Raw genomic sequence first — 22293 nt, forward strand, 5'->3', positions numbered from 1 at the left:
CGGTCTCCCCGGACGGCGCTCGCGTCTACGTCGCCAACTCCGCTTCGGACACCGTGTCGGTGATCGATACCACCACCGACACCGTCACCGACACCATCGCTGTCGGCTCAGCACCGCTGGGTGTGGCGGTTACCCCGGACGGCGCCCGCGTCTACGTCGCCAACTCCGCTTCGGACACCGTGTCGGTGATCGATACCACCACCGACACCGTCACCGACACCATCCCCGTCGGCAGTAGCCCGGTCCGCGTGGCGGTCACCCCGGACGGCACCCGCGCCTACGTCACCAACTCCGGCTCAGACACGGTGTCCGTGATCGACACCGGCACCAGCACCGTCACCGCCACCATCCCCGTCGGCAGTGCACCTGTGGGCGTGGCCATCGCACCCACTCCCTGACGAGAGCGACGAGGCGAGGGAGGAGTTCACGGCGCTCCACCAGTCCGTGCGGACTCGATGGAACGCCACAACCAGGCCAGCCGCGGCTGGTGACCAGCCGGGTCACCAGTCCCGGCGTCCTCTCATCAGGGCAGATCATGAGTGCACAACGGCTGGACAGCGATGCCGCTGCCGGAGCCCACAGGTCGTGGACTGACTCCGCTGGGTACCTCCGTAAAGGCCCCACACCCGATCTCACTGACGTCCGAGAAAGATCGGGTTCGTGAACGCCGCCAGTGCCCCCGGCACCGGCCCCGCCGCCGCCTCGTGCCGCAGTTCCGCCCGGACGTACGCCGCGTACGACGGCGTCGTCCGCCACTCGACGGCACCCGAGCCGGACACCGGCAGCGGGGCGCTGGTGTGCAGGACGCCCTGGTCGGTGACGAAGCGGACCGTGCAGCGCGGGGCGCCCGTGACCTCCAGGCGGACGGTGACCGGGGTGTCGCGGTCCACCCGCAGCCGCTCGCCGATGCCCGCGTGGTCGCCGCGCCCGCCGGACGCCCGGAACGCCAGGTCGAGCTTGGCGGACTCGGCGACGTACGACCGTCCCGCTCTGATGCCCTCCTGGATCGCCTGCCGGGTCAGGTCGTCGGCCAGGACGACCGTCTGGGGGTGTCCGACGGTGTCCGGGTCGCGGTGGGCGTCACTGCTGCCCATCGCCGGGATCCAGTCGTGTCCGTCCCGTACGGACGCCACCAGCATGCTGTCCCAGTCGGCGAGGGTGACCTCGTCGTCGGGCGTGTAGGGGCCGTTCCACACCTCGATCGCGTCGGCCTCGCCGAAGCCGAACTTCCAGTTGCAGCCGACGCATGTGGCGTGCGGATGGGCCGGGACGACCAGGCCTCCGGCGCGGCGGATGCGGTGGGCGAAACGGCCGAAGCGGTTGTCGCGGGCCCGGTAGCGCCAGTCGACGAAGGTGCCCGGGTCGGTGCCGAGCGCCACCACGTGGCCGTTCCTCGTCGTGACCTCCTCGCCCAGCATGACCAGCAGGTCGTCCCCGGCCACGTCCGCCCAGTGGGCGTGCGCCGCGTGGGTGTTGTGCTCGGAGGAGTTGATGAAGTCCAGGCCCGCCGCCCGTGCCAGCGCCCCGATCTCGGCGGGGGTGCGGCGGCCGTCGGAGTACCAGGAGTGCAGATGGCAGTCGCCCCGGTACCAGGCCCGGCCCCGGCCACCGGCCCGGTCCGGCGGGTACACCGGCCGGACGGCCTCACCCGGCTCGCCGTACGCCAGCGTGATCGTGATCTCGTACGACAGGCCCTGCGGGGCGACCGTGTACGGGCCGAGCGCGATGTGCCAGGTGCCCTCGCGCACCGGCCCCGGCAGGTAGCCGGGCGTGGCCTCGTCCGCGCGGATGAAGAACTCGCTGCGCGCCCCGCCCGACCAGCCCCTGAAGCCCCGGCCGCCGAGCTCGGTGCCGCGGTCGTCGAAGATGCCGATGTCGAGGGCGTTGCCGGTGGTGCCGGACGGGACAGCCGGTCGGTCGTAGGTGTAGGCGACCCTGAGTTCCCGGACACCGGCCGGGACCTCGACGGGCACGTACACGAAGTCGGGGGAGCCGGGCGGCAGGGTGCCGCGCACCGTTCTGCTCTCCCGCTCCCCGTCGGCCGCTGCGGCGAAGCTCACGCTTCCCAAGGTAAGCGCGGCGGCCGCTCCCGTCGCTAACAGCGCCCGCCGGCCGAGCCCGCCGTGGTGGTCCTCGCACATGCTGCTGCTCCCCAGGTGTCGTCCGCTGACAGGGCATGGGTGGTGCGGGGGTGGTGCGGTGCAACTCTTGTATGCGGCCCTGAACCCGCGGGCAAGGGAAGGGAATCCAATGGCGGGAAACAGCCGAACACGTTGCGTCGGCGCCTGACAGTCCCGACCGGTCGGTATGGACAGTCGAGCGCCCCTCGGGTACAGATGGCCCATGCGCATCGCCGTGACGATCTTCCTCACCGACGAGACGATCACCCCGACCCGGCTCGCCCGTGAGCTGGAGGACCGTGGTTTCGCCGGGCTGTATCTGCCCGAGCACACGCACATCCCCGTCGAGCGGACCACCCCGTACCCGGCGGGCGGCGAGCTGCCGCGTGAGTACGGCCGTACGCTCGACCCGTTCGTGGCGCTCGGCCAGGCCGCCGCCGTCACCGAGCGGCTCGGGCTCGGCACGGGCATCACGCTCGTCGCCCAGCACGACCCGATCGGCCTGGCCAAGCAGGTCGCGACCGTCGACCACCTGTCCGGCGGCCGGTTCACGCTCGGGCTCGGCTTCGGCTGGAACGTCGAGGAGGCCGCCGACCACGGCGTGACGTGGCGCACCCGGCGCGAGCTCGTCCGCGACCGGATGGCGCTGATGCGGACGCTGTGGTCGGAGGAACCCGTCGCGTACGAAGGGGAGTTCGGCGGCGTCCGGGCCAGTCATGCGCACCCCAAGCCCGTCCGGAAGCCGCGCGGCCCGGTCATCGGCCCGCGCACGCTCCTCGGCGGGGCCGCCGGGCCCAAGCTGTTCGCCCACATCTGTGAGTACGCCGACGGCTGGCTGCCCATCGGCGGGCGCGGCCTCACCGAGTCACTGCCGCTGCTGCGCGCGGCGTGGACCGACGCGGGCCGCGACCCGGAGGACCTGCACGTCGTGCCGTACGCCGTCCACCCGAGTCCGGGCAAGCTCGCGCACTACGCGGACCTGGGCATCGAGGAGGTCGTGGCGCAGCTTCCGCCGGCGGGCGAGGCGGAGGTGCTGAAGGCGCTGGACGGACTCACGCGATATCTTCCAGGTACCTGACAACTCGCTGAACAACGCGCTGAACAACTCGCTGCCGATTTCGGTCCGGACACAGGGGGAGAGCACGGCGTCATGAGGCTTGCCTGGTTATCGTGGCTCGCGCGGCACTTCACCGAATACGGCTACAGCCAGGGGCTGTTGCGCGCCGCGATCGGCACTCTGGCCGTGCTCGTGACCGCCGCTCTGGTCTGGTTGAGCCTGCACCGCAACAGGCCCCTCGCGGTGGCCCTCAGTGGTCTCGTGTCCGCCCTGGGCATCGGATGGCTGGCCTTCCACTGACCGGCTCCGGCCGAGTTGATCAGCGCACTCGTATGCTCGAAGGATGACGACTTCCGCGACCTCCGGAACCGGCCCCACCGAGAACTCCATGCGTCGCGCCCTGAAACGGGCCAGGGACGGCGTCAGCCTCGATGTCGCCGAGGCGGCCGTCCTGCTCCAGGCCCGGGGCGCGCACCTGGAGGACCTGTCGGCCTCGGCCGCCCGGGTGCGGGACGCGGGCCTGGAGGCGGCCGGCCGGCCCGGCGTCATCACGTACTCCAAGAGCGTCTTCATCCCGCTGACCCGGCTGTGCCGGGACAAGTGCCACTACTGCACGTTCGTCACCGTCCCGGGCAGGCTGCGCCGGGAGGGCCACGGGATGTTCATGTCCCCCGACGAGGTCCTGGACGTCGCCCGCAAGGGCGCCGCGCTGGGCTGCAAGGAAGCCCTCATCACCCTCGGAGACAAGCCCGAGGACCGCTGGCCCGAAGCGCGCGAGTGGCTCGACGCGCACGGCTACGACGACACCATCGCCTACGTCCGCGCCATCTCCATCCGCATCCTGGAGGAGACGGGACTCCTCCCGCACCTGAATCCGGGCGTGATGTCCTGGACCGACTTCCAGCGGCTCAAGCCCGTCGCGCCCAGCATGGGCATGATGCTGGAGACGACCGCGACCCGGCTCTGGTCCGAGCCGGGTGGTCCGCACCACGGCTCTCCCGACAAGGAGCCCGCGGTGCGGCTGCGCGTCCTGGAGGACGCCGGCCGCTCCTCCGTGCCCTTCACCTCGGGCATCCTCATAGGGATCGGCGAGACCTACGAGGAACGCGCCGAGTCGCTGTTCGCGCTGCGCAAGGTGTCCCGGGCCTACCACGGCGTCCAGGAACTGATCATCCAGAACTTCCGCGCCAAGCCGGACACCGCGATGCGCGGCATGCCCGACGCGGAACTGGACGAGCTGGTCGCCACGGTGGGCGTCGCCCGTCTCCTCATGGGCCCCTCGGGCTGCATACAGGCCCCGCCCAACCTCGTCGACGACGAGTACGAGCGGCTGATCGGCGCCGGCATCGACGACTGGGGCGGGGTGTCCCCGCTGACCATCGACCACGTCAACCCGGAGCGGCCCTGGCCGCAGATCGAGCAGCTCGCCGAGACGTCCCGCGCCGCCGGTTTCGAACTGCGCGAACGCCTCTGCGTGTACCCGGAGTTCGTCCGGCGCGGCGAGCCCTGGCTGGACCCGCGGCTGCGCCCGCACGTGGCCGCGCTGGCCGACCCGGAGACCGGGCTCGCCCGCCCCGGCGCCCTGCCGGAGGGCCTGCCGTGGCAGGAGCCGGAGGAGGTCTTCGTCGCGTCCGGACGCACGGACCTGCACAGCTCCATCGACACCGACGGCCGCACCTCCGACCGCCGGGACGACTTCGACGAGGTGTACGGCGACTGGGGCGCCCTGCGCGAGGCCGCCGCCCCGGGCATGGCGCCCGAGCGCATCGACACCGACGTACGGCAGGCCCTGCGCACGGCGGCCGACGACCCCACGAAACTCACCGACGACGAGGCGCTGGCCCTGCTGCACGCGGACGGCCCGGCCCTGGACGCCCTCGCGCGGGTCGCCGACGACGTCCGCAGGTCGGCCGTCGGCGACGACGTCACCTACATCGTCACCCGCAACATCAACTTCACCAACGTCTGTTACACGGGCTGCCGGTTCTGCGCCTTCGCCCAGCGCCGTACCGACGCCGACGCCTACACCCTCTCCCTGGACCAGGTCGCCGACCGGGCCCAGCAGGCCTGGGACGTCGGCGCGGTGGAGGTCTGCATGCAGGGCGGCATCCACCCGGACCTGCCCGGCACGGCGTACTTCGACATCGCGCGGGCGGTGAAGGAACGCGTCCCGGGCATGCATGTGCACGCCTTCTCGCCGATGGAGGTCGTCAACGGCGCGGCCCGCACCGGCATGTCGGTCCGCGAGTGGCTGACCGCCGCCAAGGAGGCCGGTCTGGACACCATCCCCGGCACGGCCGCCGAGATCCTCGACGACGAGGTCCGCTGGATCCTCACCAAGGGCAAGCTGCCCGCGGCCGACTGGATCGACGTGGTGACGACGGCCCACGAGCTGGGCATCCGCTCGTCCTCGACGATGATGTACGGCCATGTCGACCAGCCCCGCCACTGGCTGGGCCATCTGCGCACCCTGGCCGGCATCCAGCAGCGCACCGGCGGCTTCACCGAGTTCGTGACGCTGCCGTTCGTGCACACCAACGCGCCCGTGTACCTGGCGGGGATCGCCCGCCCCGGCCCGACCATGCGGGACAACCGCGCGGTCACGGCCATGGCCCGGCTGCTGCTGCACCCGTACATCCCCAACATCCAGACCAGCTGGGTGAAGCTGGGCACCGAGGGCGCGGCCGAGATGCTCCGCTCGGGCGCCAACGACCTCGGCGGGACGCTCATGGAGGAGACCATCTCCCGGATGGCGGGCTCGTCGTACGGCTCGTACAAGTCGGTCAAGGACCTCATCGCGGTGGCCGACGCCGCGGGCCGCCCGGCGAAGCCCCGGAACACCCTGTACGGGGAGGTGCCCGAGGAACGGCAGCGGGCGGCGCGGGTGTCGGACGGGCATCTGCCGGAGCTGCTGCCGGTGCTGGACTGAGCGAACGGCAGCGGGCGGCGCGGGTGTCGGACGGGGATCTGCCGGTGCTGCTGCCGGTGCTGGACCGAGTGACGGTTACTGGCCCCCGGCGTCCGCCGGCTGACGTGTCGTCACGGTGCGGTCGGTGGTGGTGCCGGGGGGTGCCGGTCGTGGGGGAGGGGTGCGCCGTCCGAGCCAGAGCAGCAGCAGGCCGAGGGAGCAGGCGATCACCGGCCAGTAGACGTAGCGGAAGTCCGTCGCCGGCATGATCGGCAGATAGCCGAGGATGTAGGCCGCCGAGCTGATGCCCAGCGCCCGGACGGGCATCGAGAAGGTGCCCCTGCCGGGGCGGATCGCCAGCACCAGGGCGACGGCCAGCCAGAACCAGCCCCGGAACAGCCACGGCAGGTCCGCGACCATGCCTTTGACGTACGTGCCGAGCAGGTCCTCGAGACGGGGATGCGCCACCTCGATGCCCAGGTCGTTGCGGGTGATGCCCGCTTTGTAGGCGTAGTCGGTCTCGAACAGCAGGCTCGTGAAGAGCAGCAGCCGGTACTGGAGATACTGCGGCACATGCCCGCTCATCTCGCGCAGCCACAGGGACGTGATCTCGCCGGAGTCCCGGCGCAGCCCGTCCGCCGGGCGTTCGTAACAGGCCCAGTAGGCGTCCGACTGGGCGCCGACGCGCCGGCACTTCTGCGCCGCGGCCGCGAGGCGGTCGCGCAGGTCGGGTGACACATCCGCCGACCGCAGCTCCTGCACCGTCAGCACATGGACCAGGTCGTCCAGCATGATCTGCGCGCCCTGTTTCGTCTCCAGGGGCCGCGCGAACAGGGAGATGGCGGTGGCCGGGACGACGAGGGCGGCCACGAGCGCCGCCGTGCACCCCACCCACGTACGGCGTCCGGGGGCGCGCCACAGCGCGAGGACCAGCAGGACGAAGACGGGGATCGCGGCGAGGAAGGCGTTCTTGCGCACCAGCATGGCGTAGGCGAGGAACAGCACGCCCAGCGAGAACAGGCCCCACCGCACGGCGGGCCGGGGCCGGCTCTCCCGCAGCCGGAGCCCGGTGAGCGCGACCGAGCACGCGGCGAGCAGCGCGAACGCCGCGTGGACGTCCTTCCACACCACCCCGACGAACGTCAGTACGAAGGGTGTCAGCCCGAGCCCGAGCACGGCGAGCGAACCGGCCCGGCTCGCGGTCAGCTCCCAGACGCACCGGGCCAGCACCCACAGCGCTCCCCAGAAGACGACGGACTGCAGGACGGCCATGGACGCGAACGAGCCGGTCACGGCGATCAGCGCCCGCCACACCAGGCTCAGCACGGGCGGATGCCAGTCGGTCAGGGGCCTGGTGCCCTCGGCCTGCCGGAGCTGGTCGAGGCTGTCGGGACTCAGATAGCCGGGGGCGAACACGACGATCGTGCCCAGGCAGCAGACCGCGGCGACGGCGGCCAGCCCCCAGACCCAGCGCTGCACACCCGACACCCATGGCATTTGTCCCATATGCCGGATGCTAGCGGGTCGTCGGACGCCGGCCGCCGACGGCTCAGGGTGCGACGAAGACGTAGCGCCGGTAGGCGTAGAAGCGGAACAGGGTCGCGAGCACCCAGCCGAGGATGCGGGCCGTGTTGTCGCTGAGCGCCGAGTCGAGCCCGAGCAGCTGCCGGGACGCGAAGACCGTGCCGGCGGTGATGGCGAGGGCGACGCCGTTCGCGACGAGGAACAGGCCCAGTTCACGGGAGACTTTCTCACGGTGCTGGTGGCGGTAGGTCCAGTAGCGGTTCCCGGCCCAGCTGAACAGCGCGGCGGCGCCCGTCGCGACGACGGACGCCTGCACGGGCGAGTCCGACATCGGCCCGCCCCGAGCCCCGCCGGGCAGGCCGAAGACCAGCAGGTTGTAGCCGCCGTTGTCCACGACGAAGGCCAGCGCCCCGACGACGGAGAACTTGGCGGCCTCACGCCAGACACCCTGCACGGCATCGCGGACGGAACGGGTCACAGAGGCGAGAACCGGCACAAAGCGAGCGTAGCCACCCGGCGCGCCCTCACCTCAGAGACGCGCTCATATCGCATGATTTCCCCACATACCGAAAATCGACACCGGCTCAGACGAGGAGTGGGGAGTGGTCGTGGAACCGACGATCGCGTGTGTCGTGCCGTGCCACAACGAGGAGGCGGCCGTCGGCAAGGTGGTCCGCGACCTGCGCGCTGCCCTCCCCGAGGCCGTCGTCTACGTCTACGACAACGCCTCGACCGACCGCACCGTGGAAGTCGCCCGCGCGGCCGGCGCGATCGTCCGGCAGGAGCCCCGCAAGGGCAAGGGCAACGTCATCCGCCGCGCCTTCGCCGACGTCGACGCCGACGCCCTGCTCATCATCGACGGCGACGACACCTACGACGCCTCGCGCGCCCGGGACATGGTGGACCTGCTCTTCGACGGGCCGTACGACCAGGTCGTCGGCGCCCGCCGGGTGACGGACGACGGCGCCTACCGGACCGGACACGCGGTCGGCAACGAGCTGCTGACCGGTGCCGTGCGCTCCCTGTTCGGCAACGACGTGACCGACATGCTCAGCGGCTACCGGGTCTTCTCGCGCCGCTTCGTGAAGTCCTTCCCGGCGCTGGCCCGGGAGTTCGAGACCGAGACCGAGATGACGATCCACGCCCTCCACCTCCGGCTCCCCACGGCGGAGGTGGTCGTCGACTACCGGGTCCGGCCCGCCGGGGGCGAGAGCAAGCTGCGCACCTACCGGGACGGCTGGCGCATCCTGCGGGTCATCCTCGACCTGGCGCGCCGGGAGCGCCCCTCCCTCGTCCACACCGTGCTCGCCGGCGTCCTCGCCCTGATCTCGGTCATCCTGGGCATCCCCGTCATCGCCGACTTCGTCCGCACGGGCACGGTGCCCCGCGTGCCCACCGCGATCCTCGCCGCCGCGATCATGACCATCGCCGCGCTCGTCCTGCTCGTGGGCTACATCCTGGAGTCGCTCACGCACATGCGGCAGGAGCAGACCCGGCTGGTGCACCTCTCCTACCCGGCCCCCGTCCGCACCCCGCGCTACACCGCCCACGGAGCCGGCACGGGCCCCGTACCGGTCCGGAAAAACGTCGACGGGTCCTGAGCAGCCTGGGGGGCGACGGGCTCGCAGTACGATGATCGGAACCCCCGTGCTGTGGGGTCCCGTGACTGAGGAGATGCGTGCCCGTGCCTGCCCGACTTCCTTCGTGGGCCTGGGTGACCGGGCTGACCGTGGGAGCGATAGCCGCGGTGACGGTCCTGGCCGTGCAGGCGGACCAGGCCCCCCACCCCGCCGCCACGTCGGCCAAGCCGAGCAGCTCGGCGTCGGCGGGCGCGCACCCCGCCCCCACCGCGTCCGCCCCGGCCCGGGTGCCCGACGGCTCCGGCACCGGCCGGCGCATCGTGTACTCCCTCGGCGAGAAGCGGGTGTGGCTGGTCGACGCGAGCGAGGCGACCCGCCGCACGTTCGCCGTGTGGCCGGGTACGGTCAGCCCCGACCCCGGCACCTACACGGTGTCGTCCCGCAGCGAGGCCACGACCGGCTCGGACGGCGTCCGGATCGAGCACATCATGTACTTCGCCGCGAAGTCCGGCGTCTCCGTCGCGTTCTCCAACGCGGTCGACGGCGCCTCGCCGCCGCCCGCCGACTCCGGCGCCAAGACGGGCGGGGTCAGGATGCGGAAGGCGGACGGCACGGCACTGTGGGCGTTCGGCACGGTCGGCACGACCGTGACCGTGGTCAAGTAGCGGCCGGGGTCAGGCGGTCGGGTCCGACTGCTTCGACGGCAGGTGGTTGACTATCAGCACGAGCCCGCTGAACAGGAACACCCGGGTCGCCGCGTCCAGCCCGTTCCAGCTCTTCGACTGCCACATCGAGAACCACTCACCGCCGATCGCGATGAACCCCGCCCCGAACAGCAGCAGCACCATCAGCAGCCCGTACGTGGACATCCGCCGCGCCTGGCGCTCCTGCCGTCTGGCCCACAGCCAGGCCCCGTATATGAGGACGAGCGCGGCGACGGTCTCCCAGACGATGATCAGGACGTAGGCGGTGTCCTGAAGTCCCGTACTGGTGACGGCCCGCCACATCAGGTCCTCGTCCTTGAACGTGGTGTCCATGGCGAGAACATGGCGGACGAACTGCTGGTTGGTCCCGAAGTCGGTGATGTTCCCGAACGCGACCAGCGCCATGTAGAGCGCGACGGAGGCGGTGAGCAGCGCGGCGGCGAGCGGCAGCGCGCCGCGGCGTGAGGTGGAGGAGGTGGCCATGCTGATCATTCTTCCCGAGCGGCGGTGGCCGACGCGACTCAATGACGGCGGATCCGGGCCGGTTTCGTCGGCGGAGCCGCTGAACGGGCCTTGTTCCGCGCGAACTTCGGCACTCCCCCACACGACGAACGCCACCGCTTCCGCTTCCACGGCAACGCGGAGGACCAGGGCCTCTCGGCCGGCAGCAGGGCGGTGGCCCGGGCCGGGTGAACGGCGTGCGAATTACCTGTGTGCGGAGGTAATCCGACCGTGACTTGCCCGCCACCAGTCGGCACACTCACTCCCGGACCCCACCCCGGCATTCAAGGAGGCACTGGTGTTTGACGAGCGAAAAGAAGCGGAAATGAGGCTGTACTCGGAGTCCCTGGCCCGGGAACTCGCCTTGAAGAAGGAGCGAGCGGAGGCCGAAGAGGACGACACGACTCCTGAGACCGAAACGGCCCCCGCCCAGGACTGAGGCTCTGCGCCCCGCAGCGAACTCCAGGAGCGTTCAGGTGCCTTCCGGAGGAATGAGGTCGTCGAGTGTTGCGGGGCAGTCCAGGGCGGCGACCTCGCGGACGGCCTCGGCGATGACCCGGAAGTCCTTCTTGAGGAGCGCGCCGTGATTGCTGGCGACCTTCGCGGCGATCCGGATGTTCGGGTTCTGGGCGGTCACCGTGTCGAGGCCGGCGCGGATCCGTTCCTGTTCGTCGCCTCGGCTGCCGAAGGACGTGCCGGAGGCGACCACGTACCGCACCGGGACGGTGATGCCGCCCAGCACGGGCCCCAGCTCTCGCTCTCGCGACAGCCTGCCGAGCTCGATGTTGCTGTCGGCCTGCTGCGCGGCCGTCATCCGCGGGGTCAGGCCCGTCGGGCGCAGCAGCGGCATGAACCAGCCCAGCCGGCGGAACAGCTTCCGGATCCGCTGTTCCATGGCCTCGTCCAGCCAGTCGTACGGGAACGCGCCGTCGACCAGCACCGCCCCCACGGCCCGCTCCGGATTCCGGTCGGCCCAGTGCGCCGCTACGACCGCCCCGTAGGACCAGCCGATCACCAGCGCGCGGTCCACACCCCGGGCCGCGAGAACGGCGTCGACATCCCGGACGGCGGCCTCGAAGGAGTAGTCCGCCGAACGCTTCGACCTGCCGCGGGCCCGTTCGTCGTAGGTGATGTGCCGCCACCCCGGGCCCAGTTCGGCGATGACCCGCCGCCAGTACCCCTGGGTGGCGAACTGGCCGTTGAGGTAGACCACCGGGACCCCGGGCCCGCCGGTGTCGGTGACGGCCAGGGCCGTGTCGTCGACCGGCACCATGCCGGTCCATGTCTTCGTCATGTGTCCCCCTGAACTCGTTGTTTCGAATCATGGAAAGGCTACGTTGCGTTTGATTATTCGGCAACGAATTCATCGCGCGGCGATCGCGTATGCGCAGTTGGCTGGCGCATAATCGTTGCAACGGTTCAGGAGTCAAAGCAACAAACTGAGAGCCTCGTTGCAATGAGTGGAAAGTGAACGCACTGCGGGCGGCCCGTCGTCCCCGTTCGATTACAGTGCTGAGCTGTCGTACGTGTGGACGGTCCCTGGGAGGTCAAGGTGGGTGCGACTGCCGGTGCCGTCTGGGGGCGTACGGAGCAGCAGGACTTTCGGAGCCGGGTGCGCGGGACGTTGCTCGGGCTGGCCGTCGGGGACGCGCTGGGCGCGCCCGTGGACGGCCTGGAGATCGACGGGATCAGGGAGGCGTACGGGGCGGAGGGGCTGGTCGACCTGGCCCCCGCCTATGGCAGACGTGGTGCCGTCACCCATCTCACCCAGCTCACCCTGTTCTCCGTGGACGGGCTGATCCGCGCCCAGGTACGGCGCGACACCGGCGCCTGGCATCCGCCCACCGACCTGCACCGGGCCTATCTGCGCTGGGCCGCCACCCAGCGGGACTGGGGGCCCGACCTGCGGCGCAAGGACGACGGGTGGCTCGCGCGGGAGGAGTGGCTGTACGCGCGCAGGGACCCGAGCCGGGCGCTGCTCCTCGGGCTCGCCGACGCGACCATGGGGACGCCCGAGGCGCCCAAGAATCCCGGTGAGCTCGGGCCCGAGGCCGCCGCCCGGTCGGCCCCGTTCGGGTTGCTCGTGGGCTGGGAGCCGCAGCTCGTCGTCCAGCTCGCGGTGGAGTGCGCGGCGCAGACCCACGGTCATCCGACGGCGTATCTCGCGGCGGGTGCGTACGCCGTGATCGTGCATGCGCTCGCCCTCGGGGAGAGTCTCGACGGTGCCGTGCAGCGGGGCTTCGCGCTGCTGGCCGCCCGGCCCGGACACCAGCCCGTGTCGGACGCGCTCCAGCACGCGCTGGGTGCCGTCAGGCAGGGGCTGCCCGGGCCGGAGCGCGTGGCGGAGCTGTGCGGGGCCGGTACGGCGGAGAGCCTCGTCGGTGCCGCCGTGTACTGCGCCCTCGTCGCCGCCGACGTCCGGCACGGGCTGACCCTGGCCGTCAACCACGACGGCCCCTCCGCCGCCACCGGTGCGCTGACGGGCGCGTTGCTCGGCGCCCTGCACGGCGAGACGGCCCTCCCCCCAGCCTGGCTGGCCGAGTTGGAGGGCCGTCCCACGATCCTGGAGCTGGCCGACGACTTCGCCATGGAGATGACCCAGGGCCCGGCCCTGCACAGCCCGGCGGGCGCGTCCCCGGGGTGGCTGGCGCGCTATCCCCGGGCGTGAGGCCGCCCTATCCCCGGGCGTGAGCCCCCGCTGCCCCGGGCGTGAACCGCAGGACGGTCCCCCTGGAGGACGGCCGCGCCGCTGGACGGCCGAGCCGTGGGACCGCCCCCGTGCGGGGCGGCTCCCTGCTGGATGGCGGCGCCGCTGGACGGCCGGGCCGTAGGAGGGCCGCCGTTTAGGAGGGCCCCCGCTGTATGGCCCCGGCGGGACGCCCCCGGCTGGAGGTCCCCCGCTGGACGCCCCTCTGCAGGGGGAGCCCCCGCTGGACGGCCGCGCCGCTGGACGGCCGCCGTGGGCCGACGTCGGGGCGCCCCCCGGCGGGACGCCCCTCTGCTGAAGGTGCCGCCCGGCTGGACGGCCGCGCCGCTGGACGGCTAGCCCGCTGGACGGCCCCCGTGCAGGGCGCGCCCCCGGCTGGATAGCCCAGCCGCTGGACACCCCCCCAAGACGGCCGCGTCGAAAGGCGACCGCCCCCAGGACCACAGCCCCCAAACCACCGTGCCCCAGGACCACAGCCCCCCAGGACCACCGCCCCCCCCGGAAGGGCATACGCCCCCGCCCCTACTCCTTGCCCGGCGTCGCCCCCACCACGCCGTCCGGCGCCCCGGCCGGTGTCGGGATCGGGGCCGACGCCGCACCGTCCCCGTCCGTGTTGATCTTCTCGATGAGTGCCAGCCGCTCCGGGGTGTCCTCCGGCTTGATGTAGCCGACGAGGATGTAGAGGACCAGGGAGACCGCCAGCGGGATCGACACCTGGTACTGGAGCGGTACGCCGCCCTCGACGTTCCAGTTGATCGGGTAGTTCACCAGCCAGAAGGCGAACAGGCCCATCGACCAGCTGATGAGGGCCGCCGTCGGGCCGGAGCGGCGGAACGCCCGCAGCAGGCCCAGCATCATCGGGATCGCCATCGGGCCCATCAGGCCGGCCACCCACTTGATGACGACCGTGATGATGTCCTTGAACGCCGGGGAGTTGACCTGCGTCGCCGCCGCCATGGACAGACCGAGGAAGACGACCGTCGCGACCCGGGCGACCCGCAGGCCCTGGCTCTGGTTCCAGGCCCGGGCCCGGGCCCAGATCACCGGCGCGCAGTCCCGGGTGAACACGGCCGCGATGGCGTTGGCGTCCGAGGAGCACATGGCCATGGTGTGCGAGAAGAAGCCGACGATGACCAGGCCCAGCAGGCCGTGGGGGAGGAGTTGTTCGGTCATCAGGGCGTAGGAGTCGGAGCCGTCGGCCTTCTGGGACTCGACCAGCAGCGGGGACATCCACATGGGGAAGAACAGCACCAGCGGCCAGACCAGCCAGAGGATCGCCGAGAGGCGGGCCGACCGCTCGGCCTCCCTGGCGTTCGGGGTGGCCATGTAGCGCTGGGCCTGGTTGAGCATGCCGCCGTTGTACTCGAAGAGCTTGATGAAGAGGAACGCGAGCAGGAAGACCGTGCCGTACGGGCCGACCAGCGGTTTGTCGTGGCCCTGGAGCTCGGGGGAGTCCCAGACGCCGAAGAAGCCGCCGTGGTCGTCGAGCCGTACGGCCACCGCCACGAACATCGCGACGCCGGCCAGCAACTGGATGACGAACTGGCCGAGTTCGGTCAGCGCGTCCGCCCACAGGCCGCCGATGGTGCAGTAGATCGCCGTGATGGCGCCGGTGATGAGAATGCCCTGGTTGAGGGAGATCCCCGTGAAGACGGACAGCAGCGTCGCGATCGCCGCCCACTTCGCGCCCACGTCCACGATCTTCAGCAGCATGCCGGACCAGGCCAGCGCCTGCTGCGTCTTCAGGTCGTAGCGGTTCTTCAGGTACTCCAGCGGGGAGGCCACATGGAGTCGCGAGCGGAGCCGGTTGATGCGCGGCGCGAACAGCTTCGAGCCGATGGCGATGCCGAGGGCGATCGGGAAGGACCAGGTGATGAAGGACGTGACGCCGTAGGTGTAGGCGATGCCCGCGTACCCGGTGAACATCACCGCGCTGTAGCCCGACATGTGGTGCGAGATGCCGGAGAGCCACCACGGCATCTTGCCGCCGGCGGTGAAGAAGTCGCTGACGTTGTCCACGCGTTTGTGCGACCAGACGCCGATCGCGACCATCACGGCGAAGTAGCCGATGAGCACGGCCCAGTCGAGACCGTTCATGAGTCCCCTTCCACGGGTGCGCCGCCAGGGTCAGGCATGTGAACTCTGGTTTCGGTGACGTGCGCACGGCAAGGAAGAGGAGGGTCAAGAGACCGTAAAAAAGTTCGGTGAGGTGACCTGAGTTTATGTACGTGAACCAGTGCGTGAGGCGCCGCGCGTGGCTGGAAACCGCCCTCAGCGCATCAGCTCACCCGCGTTCACCAGCAGCGACTGGCCCGTGATCGCCCGCGCCCGGTCCGAGGCCAGGAACACCGTCGCGTCCGCCACATCCGCATCCGTCGCCAGCTCCGGCAGTGCCATACGATCCGTCAGCCTGCCCAGCACCTCCGCCTCCGACACGCCCTCGGAACCGGCGGCGAACCGCAGGTACGCCCGCACCGGCGGGCCCCACATCCAGCCCGGCAGCACGGTGTTGACCCGGATCCGGTACGGCCCCAGCTCCCGCGCCAGCGAGTACATCGCGCTCGTCAGCGCCCCCTTCGACGCCGCGTACGCCGCCTGCCGCACCTGCGTCGGAGCCGCCACCGCCGACTGCGTCCCGATGAACACGACAGCCCCGCCGCCCTCTTTGAGCGACGGCAGGCAGGCCCGGGTCATCCGCAGCGTGCCCAGCAGGTTCACGTCCAGGACCGAGCGCCAGGTCTCGAAATCCGCGTCCTCCAGACCGCCGAAGCAACTGTCCAGCGCGGCCACGTGCACCACCGCGTCGATCCGCCCGAACCGCTCCCGCGCCAGCCCCGCCAGCGCCTCGCACTGCGCCTCGTCGGTGATGTCGGTCGCCCGGTACGCCGTACGCGATCCGTCCGGGTCGAGCTCGGCCGCCGTCTTCGCCAACTGCGCCTCCGTACGGGCCCCGAGCACGGCCCGGCCCCCCTCCCGGACGACGGTCGCCGCCACCTGCCGCCCCAGCCCGGCCCCGACCCCCGACACGACGACCGTCTTGCCCGCGAGCAGTGACATCGAAGCCTCCCCGGAACCCTGGCGCATTATCTGACGGAGCGTCAGAGTATGAGCCAGCCGCCAACAGAGGGGAAGGGCATGAGCGACGACACCCGCAGCGAGCTGTACGCCGAACTGGCCGCCGTCGGCCCCTACGGCACCCACCCCGGCCACGCCCTGATCACCCTGGTCGAACCGCACCCGGGGCACGAGTACGCCTACAACCGCTGGTACGAGGACGACCACTACTACGCCGGCGCGATGGCCATGCCCTGGATGTACGCCGGCCGCCGCTGGGTCGCCACCCGCGACCTGCAACTCCTGCGCTACCCCGAGGAGTCGGCGATCGCACAGCCCGTCACCACGGGCTGCTACCTCTCCACGTACTGGATCACCGACGGCCGCTACGACGACCACATGCGCTGGACGGTCGCCATCAACAAGCGCCTGGGCCGCGACGGCCGCGTCTACCACGACCGCACCCACGTCCTGACCGCGTTCCACGACCACGAGGCGACGGTCTACCGGGACGGGGCGGCGGGCCCGCGCGACGTCCACGCCCTCGACCACCCCTATGCCGGCCTGGTCCTCCAGGTCGTCGAGGCCGGCACCCCCGAGCAGCGCCCGCGGCTGCTGGAGTGGCTGCGCTCCCGCCACCTGCCCAAACGGCTGGCGGGTTCCCCGGCGGCGCTGGTGACCGTCTTCCGCCCGACCCCGCTGCCCGGCGACCGCATGACCTACGTCAAGCAGGTCGAGGGCGTCGACACCCGGCTGACCCTGCTGTGGTTCCTCCAGACCGACCCGAGGGAGTGCTGGGACCCCTGCTTCACGGGCCTGGACGCGGCGGTGGCCGAGTCGGGGCTGGGGAGAGTGGAACTGGTGGCGCCGTTCATCCCGACGGTGCCGGGCACCGACACACACGTGGACCGGCTCCGCTGAGGGTCAGCGCAGCTCCTCCGGACAGGGCGTTCCGCGGGGCAGCTGGTACGGGGCCGCCAGACGGTACGTGCCCGCCCTGGGGGCCAGCAGCTCCGTCCACTTGTCGCCCTGGGCGTCCTCCTCGGTCTCCGCCAGGCAGCCGTTGACGTTGACGTACGTCTTCGGCTCGCCCTCGGGGCGCTCCTTGGATGCCTGCGTCTCCTGGGGCGGCTTCAGGCTCTTGCCCTCCGCGTCGACGATGCTCAGCCAGGGGGAGTACGGGATGCGGACCAGGATGCGGCCCGGCTTCTTCACGCGGAGGATCATCTCGCCCTGCTCGGCCCGGTCGACGATGGCGTTCGGCTCGGCGAGGGGCGTGGGGGCGGTCACCTTGAACAGCTGCCATTGGTCGTCACCCCAGATCTGGGTCAGATACGGCAGCCCGCGCCGCACCAGCGCCCGCTCCCGCTGGCCCCCGTCACCGTCCGGCTCGTCCTTCGGCAGCACCACGTAGTGCACCGCCCAGCGCTTCAGCCACTCGTGGTAGTTCGCCGAGTTGAGCGTGTCGTCGTAGAAGAGGGGATTGCGCTCCATGTCGGCCTGCCGGTTCCAGCCGCGGGCCAGGTTGACGTACGGGGCGAGGGCGGAGGCCTCGCGGTGGGACCGGGCGGGGACGACCTCCACGCGGCCCTTCTCGGCGCCGACCTCCTGCAACTCGTTCACCAGCGGCGCCAGCTCGCGCGACCAGGACGCCGCCGGGGCCGTGTGCACGATGTCGTCGACCGTCTTGTAGCCGATCCACACGGCGAAACCGACGAGCGCGACGACCACCGCGTACCACTTGCGGGTCTTCGGCACCGTGAACGGCAGTGCGGCGATCAGCACCACCCCGGCGAACAGCATCGCCAGCCGTGTGATGTTCGAACCGATCTGGGAGCTGACCAGCCACACCAGCACGACGCCCAGCCCGTACACCGCGGCCGTGACCCGGACCGTCTTCCAGTCCTCGGGCACCAGGAGGAAGGCGAGGACCGAGAACGCGAGCGGCAGCAGCACCGAGCCGAACGTCATCGGCTGCGTCCCCGAGAACGGGAACAGCCACGCCGACGCCGCCACCACCGCACTCGGCGCCAGCCCCAGCGCCCACGCGCCCGGCCGCCGCTTCTGGAGGAACAGCGCCACCGCGACCAGGCCCACGAACAGACCCGCGACCGGCGACGCCATGGTGGCCAGCGCGGCCAGCGGCGCCGCGCTCAGGGCCTTCGCCCAGCGCTTGTAACGCCACCGGTACGGCCAGCAGAACACGACCGCGACCGCGCCGAGCGCGAACATCATGCCCAGACCGAACGTCACCCGCCCGGACACCGCGTTGCAGAACAGCCCGAACACACCAGCCAGCGACGCCCACAGGGGGTTGCGGACGGACCGGCTGCGCAGCAGGAGCAGGGTCAGCAGCCCCGCCGAGACCGTCCCCGCGATCATCATCGTCGTCCGCACGCCGAGCACCGACATCAGATACGGCGACACGACGCTGTACGACACCGGGTGCATCCCGCCGTACCAGGCGAGGTTGTACGCCGAGTCCGGGTGCCGGCCGACGAACTCGGCCCAGGCGTCCTGCGCGGCCAGATCGCCGCCGCTGTTCGCGAACGTGAAGAACCAGAGGACGTGGAGCAGTCCGGCGAGGCCCGTGACGGACAGGACCGGGTGGCGCAGCATGCGCTCACGCAGCGTCAGTACGAGGGTCAGCGGCCGGTCCTCACGGCCGCTTCGGGTGCTGCCTTCCCCGGCCGCGGGCAGGCCTATTCGCGGGCCGGCGGACACCGGGCCCGGATCGGCGTCGTCGGCGCGTGTCGGCTCCGCTGTGGCCACTCGAAGGCACTCCCCGTCGTCCCGTCTTCTGTTCTCGTCTGTTCTCGTCGTCTCGTACCGGTGTCACCGGCCGTGTCCCGTCGGTCAGCGGTCCACGGCCTGCCCGGTTCGCGACGCTAGCACGCACCCCGCCGGGCGGCGCCCGGACGGGCCGTCACTCGGCGGGGTGCGGTGGGGCGGGCCGGTGAGCCGGCTCAGCCCTCAGCCGAGGCGGGTGAGCTTGTCCGCGAAGCCCGGCTCCACGAGATCCTTCTGGAGGGTGACCGGAACCTTGACCGCGTTGGTGCTGCCGTCACCGACGGTGAGCGTGCCCACCTTCGTGCCGGCCTTCGCCGTGTGCGGCAGCTCGTCCGCGGCGAACGTCAGCTTGACGGACAGGCCCGCCCAGCCGACGGCCTTGACGTCCTGGGTGGCGACGACCGGCGTACGGCCGCCGAGACCGTCGTCGGCGTACCCGACGACGTCGCCCTTCTTCAGGATCGTCGCCGACTCCAGCGCGCCCTGCGCGGCCTTGATCAGCTTGTCTCCCTCGAAGAGCGCGGCGCCCAGGATGGTGTTGTCCGGACCGCCGGCCGGCTGGCGCACCACGGCGCCGACGATCCGGCGGGTCTCGCCGCCCACCTCCTTCCTCGCCGAGAAGACGAGGTTGCCGAGCGCCGAGGTGGTGGTGCCGGTCTTGATGCCGGTGACGTCGTTGTAGCCGACCAGGCGGTTCCAGTTGTCGTGCTTAGTGCCCTTGTAGTCGACGTACGACATCATCGCGGCGACCTCGCGGAAGGCGGGCTCCTCCATGGCCGCCTTGCCGAGCTTCACCTGGTCCACGGCCGTGGACACGGTGGTGTTGTTCAGGCCCGACGGGTCGGTGTACGTCGTGTTCTTCATGCCGAGGTCCTTGGCGGCGTCGTTCATCTTCCGCACGAACGCCTGCTCGGACCCCGCGTCCCAGCGGGCGAGCAGCCGCGCCACGTTGTTCGCGGACGCGATCAGGATGCTCTCCAGGGCCTCCCGCTGGCTGATCTTGTCGCCCTTGGTGACGTCGACGGTGGACTCCTGTCCGGCGTCGGACTGGTCCTCGGCGGCCTGGTCGATCTCGATCTTCGGCCCGTCCGCACCGCTCTTGAGCGGGTGATCGCGCAGGATCACATAGGCCGTCATGACCTTGGCGACGCTCGCGATCGGCACGGCCTTCTGCTCGCCGGACGACCCGAACGAGCCGATGCCCTGCACGTCCAGCGCGGCCTGGCCCTTGGCCGGCCAGGGGATGTCGACCTTGCCGCCCTCGAAGGTGTAGCTGTCCTCGGCGGTGAGGTCCAGGGTGGGCGCGGGCAGCGGGCGCACGCTCTGCGCGACGCCGAGGAGGACCACCAGCAGCAGCACCAGCGGCGTCCAGATCTTCACCCGCCGTACGGCCGTCCGCAGCGGGGTGTCCGGCGGCGGCGGGGTGTTCGTCAGCTCGGCCAGCAGATCCAGCGGCGGCCGGGGCGGCAGGGGCTGCTGGGTGGTCCGCTCGGGGCCGACGGTGGGCACGGGGGCGGTGGCGTCGGCGGGGGCGGGGGCAGCCGCAGCGGCCTGTCCGGCCGGTGCGCCGGCCGCCGGCTTCCGCGTCGACGGCTCGTCCAGCGGCTTGAGCGCGACGAACTTGCTGGTCCGCTCGGCGTCCTTCTCGGGCGCGTCCTTGGCGTCCTTGGCGGCCCCGCCGAGCTTGAGCATGGTGGTGGGCTGGTCGACCGGGGGCCGCACGGCCTTGAAGACGGCGGTGGGCTGGTCGACGGGGGGCGCGGCGTCGCCCTTGCCGTCCGACTCGGGGCTCTCGTCCGCGCCGTCGGTTTCGGGCCCGGGGGAGTCGGCCTTGGCCGTCTCGGGCTTCGGGGCGTCGTCGGTGTCGGGCTCGGCGGAGTCGGCCTTGGCCGTCTCGGACTTCGGGGCGTCGTCGGTGTCGTCGGCGGGGGTGCTGTCCGCCGGGGCGGCCCCGGAATCGCCCGCGCCACCGGTGGCGGAACGGTCCGCCTCCGGCTCGTCGGCCTCTTCCCGACCGTCCCGGCCACCGGCACGGTCACCCGCGCCGTCGGCCTTCGGCTTGTCCTGGACGCCGATGGCGGCCTCGGCGGCGTCGTCCGCGCCGTCGGCCTCTCGGTCGTCCCGGGCGTCTACGTCGGCCTCAGCAGGCTTCTCAGGCTCCTGGGCGTCCGTGTCGGACTCTGCGGGCTCTTCCGCCCTCCCAGCCGCCTCCTGGCCGTCCTCAGAGCCCTTGTCGGCGTCCTTGGCTGCCGCGGGCTCCTCGTCCTCCTGGTCGGCCGACGCGACCCACGCGGCCACGGCGTCCCGCAACCGCCCGTCACCGGCGCCGGCGTCGTCCCCGCGCTCGGCGGAGCCGGTCACAGTCTCCTGGGACGCGTCGGCCGCCGCCTCCTTGACGCCCGCGCCACTCTCGTCCCGCTCGGCGCCCGCGCCCTGCTCGGGGTCAGCGGCCGTCCCGGCCTCGTCCGCGTCCTGCTCGGCGTCGGCCGTGCCCGCGGCATCGCTGTCGTCGGCGTCCTGCTCGGCGTCCGCGGCCGTGTCGGTCTCGTCGGCGTCCTGCTCGGCGTCCGCGGCCGTGTCGGTCTCGTCCGCGCCTCGCTCGGCGTCAGCGGCCGTGCCCTCGACGCTCGCGTCGCTTTCGTCCCGCTCGGCGGCACCGTCGTCCTGCCCGGCGCCCGCGCCGCTCTCGTCCCGCTCGGCGGCATCGTCGTCCTGCTCGGCGTCCGCCGCCGAGTCCGCCTGGTCGGCGTCCCGCTCGGCGCCCCCGCCGCTCACACCCTGCTCGGTGTCAGTGGCCGTGTCGTCCCGCTCGGCGTCAGCCGTGCCCGCGGTGCTCGCACCACCCGCGTCCCGCTCCGCGTCAGCCGCCGCCTCCTCGACGCCCGCGTCGCTCTCATCCCGCTCCGCGTCGGCCGCCCGCTCCGCCGTCCGGGTGGAGAGCACGCGGGTCGCCGTGTCGGCGCCGCCGTGCTTCGTGGACCTCTCCGTGTCCCGGGCCACCGCGAGGCGCGGGTCGCGCCTGGGTGGGGCCTCGTTCCTGGCCTCGGGAACCGGACTCGCGCTCCCCGACGTCGGTTCTGCCGACGACTCGCGCTGCTTCGACCTGTCGGGGGACTCGCCCGCCACCGATGCCTCCTCCTCGCGCCGCACTCCCCGCGTGCGCGTACCGAACCGTGAACCGCCGCCCGTGACACCGCTCAAGGCGCTGTCCGAACCATGTACCAGTGTCCTGTGCGCGCACTGAACCCATCCGGTAGACGAGAACGACATACCTACTGGTTCCACTACGAACCGGTCACGCACCCTCGACAGACCAATGTGAGAGGGGTCACCCTGTCATTCATCCAC

Annotated in this window: 17 protein-coding genes; 8 read left to right on the forward strand and 9 right to left on the reverse strand. The window is 71.7% G+C overall.

Annotated features, from left to right (window positions below):
- Positions 1-398: beta-propeller fold lactonase family protein (locus tag ACFZDA_RS10045; RefSeq protein ID WP_391077705.1), on the forward strand; the 398-nt coding region annotated here is incomplete at its 5' end.
- Positions 399-632: 234 nt separating this feature from the next.
- Here the strand turns inward: ACFZDA_RS10045 and ACFZDA_RS10050 are convergent.
- Positions 633-2141 (reverse strand): CehA/McbA family metallohydrolase, encoded by a 1509-nt coding sequence (locus ACFZDA_RS10050; protein ID WP_391077709.1) that lies wholly within the window; start codon positions 2139-2141, stop codon positions 633-635.
- A gap of 202 nt (positions 2142-2343) precedes the next feature.
- Here ACFZDA_RS10050 and ACFZDA_RS10055 point away from each other — a divergent pair, with 202 nt between their 5' ends.
- The 3 genes from ACFZDA_RS10055 (at position 2344) to ACFZDA_RS10065 (ending at position 6106) form a co-directional block, all read left to right on the forward strand.
- Positions 2344-3198: a TIGR03619 family F420-dependent LLM class oxidoreductase gene (locus tag ACFZDA_RS10055; RefSeq protein WP_391077712.1), complete on the forward strand. Its 855-nt coding sequence runs from the start codon at positions 2344-2346 to the stop codon at positions 3196-3198.
- A gap of 72 nt (positions 3199-3270) precedes the next feature.
- Positions 3271-3477, forward strand: coding sequence for a hypothetical protein (locus ACFZDA_RS10060; protein WP_391077715.1), 207 nt, complete (start codon positions 3271-3273; stop codon positions 3475-3477).
- Between the two features lie 43 nt (positions 3478-3520).
- Positions 3521-6106 (forward strand): bifunctional FO biosynthesis protein CofGH, encoded by a 2586-nt coding sequence (locus tag ACFZDA_RS10065; RefSeq protein ID WP_391077718.1) that lies wholly within the window; start codon positions 3521-3523, stop codon positions 6104-6106.
- 75 nt (positions 6107-6181) lie between these two features.
- Here ACFZDA_RS10065 and ACFZDA_RS10070 read toward each other — a convergent pair whose 3' ends face one another.
- Positions 6182-7591 (reverse strand): hypothetical protein, encoded by a 1410-nt coding sequence (locus tag ACFZDA_RS10070; protein WP_391077721.1) that lies wholly within the window; start codon positions 7589-7591, stop codon positions 6182-6184.
- A gap of 43 nt (positions 7592-7634) precedes the next feature.
- The gene (locus ACFZDA_RS10075; RefSeq protein WP_391077724.1) at positions 7635-8087 is read right to left on the reverse strand and encodes a GtrA family protein; all 453 of its coding nucleotides are present in this window, start codon (positions 8085-8087) and stop codon (positions 7635-7637) included.
- A 124-nt stretch (positions 8088-8211) separates the two neighbouring features.
- Between ACFZDA_RS10075 and ACFZDA_RS10080 the strand changes: the two genes are divergently transcribed.
- Both ACFZDA_RS10080 and ACFZDA_RS10085 read left to right on the forward strand, forming a co-directional pair.
- The gene (locus ACFZDA_RS10080; protein ID WP_391077727.1) at positions 8212-9210 is read left to right on the forward strand and encodes a glycosyltransferase; all 999 of its coding nucleotides are present in this window, start codon (positions 8212-8214) and stop codon (positions 9208-9210) included.
- Positions 9211-9293: 83 nt separating this feature from the next.
- The gene (locus tag ACFZDA_RS10085; protein ID WP_391077730.1) at positions 9294-9854 is read left to right on the forward strand and encodes a hypothetical protein; all 561 of its coding nucleotides are present in this window, start codon (positions 9294-9296) and stop codon (positions 9852-9854) included.
- Between the two features lie 9 nt (positions 9855-9863).
- Here ACFZDA_RS10085 and ACFZDA_RS10090 read toward each other — a convergent pair whose 3' ends face one another.
- Both ACFZDA_RS10090 and ACFZDA_RS10095 read right to left on the reverse strand, forming a co-directional pair.
- Positions 9864-10376, reverse strand: coding sequence for a DUF2165 family protein (locus tag ACFZDA_RS10090; protein WP_391077733.1), 513 nt, complete (start codon positions 10374-10376; stop codon positions 9864-9866).
- A 490-nt stretch (positions 10377-10866) separates the two neighbouring features.
- Positions 10867-11688: an alpha/beta fold hydrolase gene (locus ACFZDA_RS10095; RefSeq protein WP_391077736.1), complete on the reverse strand. Its 822-nt coding sequence runs from the start codon at positions 11686-11688 to the stop codon at positions 10867-10869.
- Positions 11689-11946: 258 nt separating this feature from the next.
- On the opposite strand from ACFZDA_RS10095, the gene ACFZDA_RS10100 reads away from it, so the two are divergent.
- A complete protein-coding gene (locus ACFZDA_RS10100; protein ID WP_391077738.1) occupies positions 11947-13062 on the forward strand; it encodes an ADP-ribosylglycohydrolase family protein in 1116 nt (371 codons plus the stop codon).
- Between the two features lie 561 nt (positions 13063-13623).
- Here ACFZDA_RS10100 and ACFZDA_RS10105 read toward each other — a convergent pair.
- Together ACFZDA_RS10105 and ACFZDA_RS10110 are read right to left on the reverse strand one after the other, a co-directional pair.
- On the reverse strand, positions 13624-15198 hold the full coding sequence (locus ACFZDA_RS10105) for a sodium:solute symporter family protein (RefSeq protein ID WP_391077741.1): 1575 nt from the start codon (positions 15196-15198) through the stop codon (positions 13624-13626).
- Positions 15199-15372: 174 nt separating this feature from the next.
- Positions 15373-16158: an SDR family oxidoreductase gene (locus ACFZDA_RS10110; protein ID WP_391077744.1), complete on the reverse strand. Its 786-nt coding sequence runs from the start codon at positions 16156-16158 to the stop codon at positions 15373-15375.
- Between the two features lie 78 nt (positions 16159-16236).
- On the opposite strand from ACFZDA_RS10110, the gene ACFZDA_RS10115 reads away from it, so the two are divergent.
- Positions 16237-17076: a hypothetical protein gene (locus ACFZDA_RS10115; RefSeq protein ID WP_391077747.1), complete on the forward strand. Its 840-nt coding sequence runs from the start codon at positions 16237-16239 to the stop codon at positions 17074-17076.
- A 3-nt stretch (positions 17077-17079) separates the two neighbouring features.
- On the opposite strand, the gene ACFZDA_RS10120 is transcribed toward ACFZDA_RS10115, so the two are convergent.
- Positions 17080-18927 carry an MFS transporter gene (locus ACFZDA_RS10120; RefSeq protein WP_391077749.1) on the reverse strand — a complete coding sequence of 616 codons (1848 nt, stop codon included), beginning with the start codon at positions 18925-18927 and terminating at the stop codon, positions 17080-17082.
- Between the two features lie 201 nt (positions 18928-19128).
- A complete protein-coding gene (locus ACFZDA_RS10125; RefSeq protein WP_391077751.1) occupies positions 19129-22071 on the reverse strand; it encodes a D-alanyl-D-alanine carboxypeptidase in 2943 nt (980 codons plus the stop codon).
- Positions 22072-22293: the final 222 nt, after the last annotated feature.

The organism is Streptomyces sp. NPDC007991 (genome assembly GCF_042958445.1).
Taxonomy (GTDB): Bacteria; Actinomycetota; Actinomycetes; order Streptomycetales; family Streptomycetaceae; genus Streptomyces.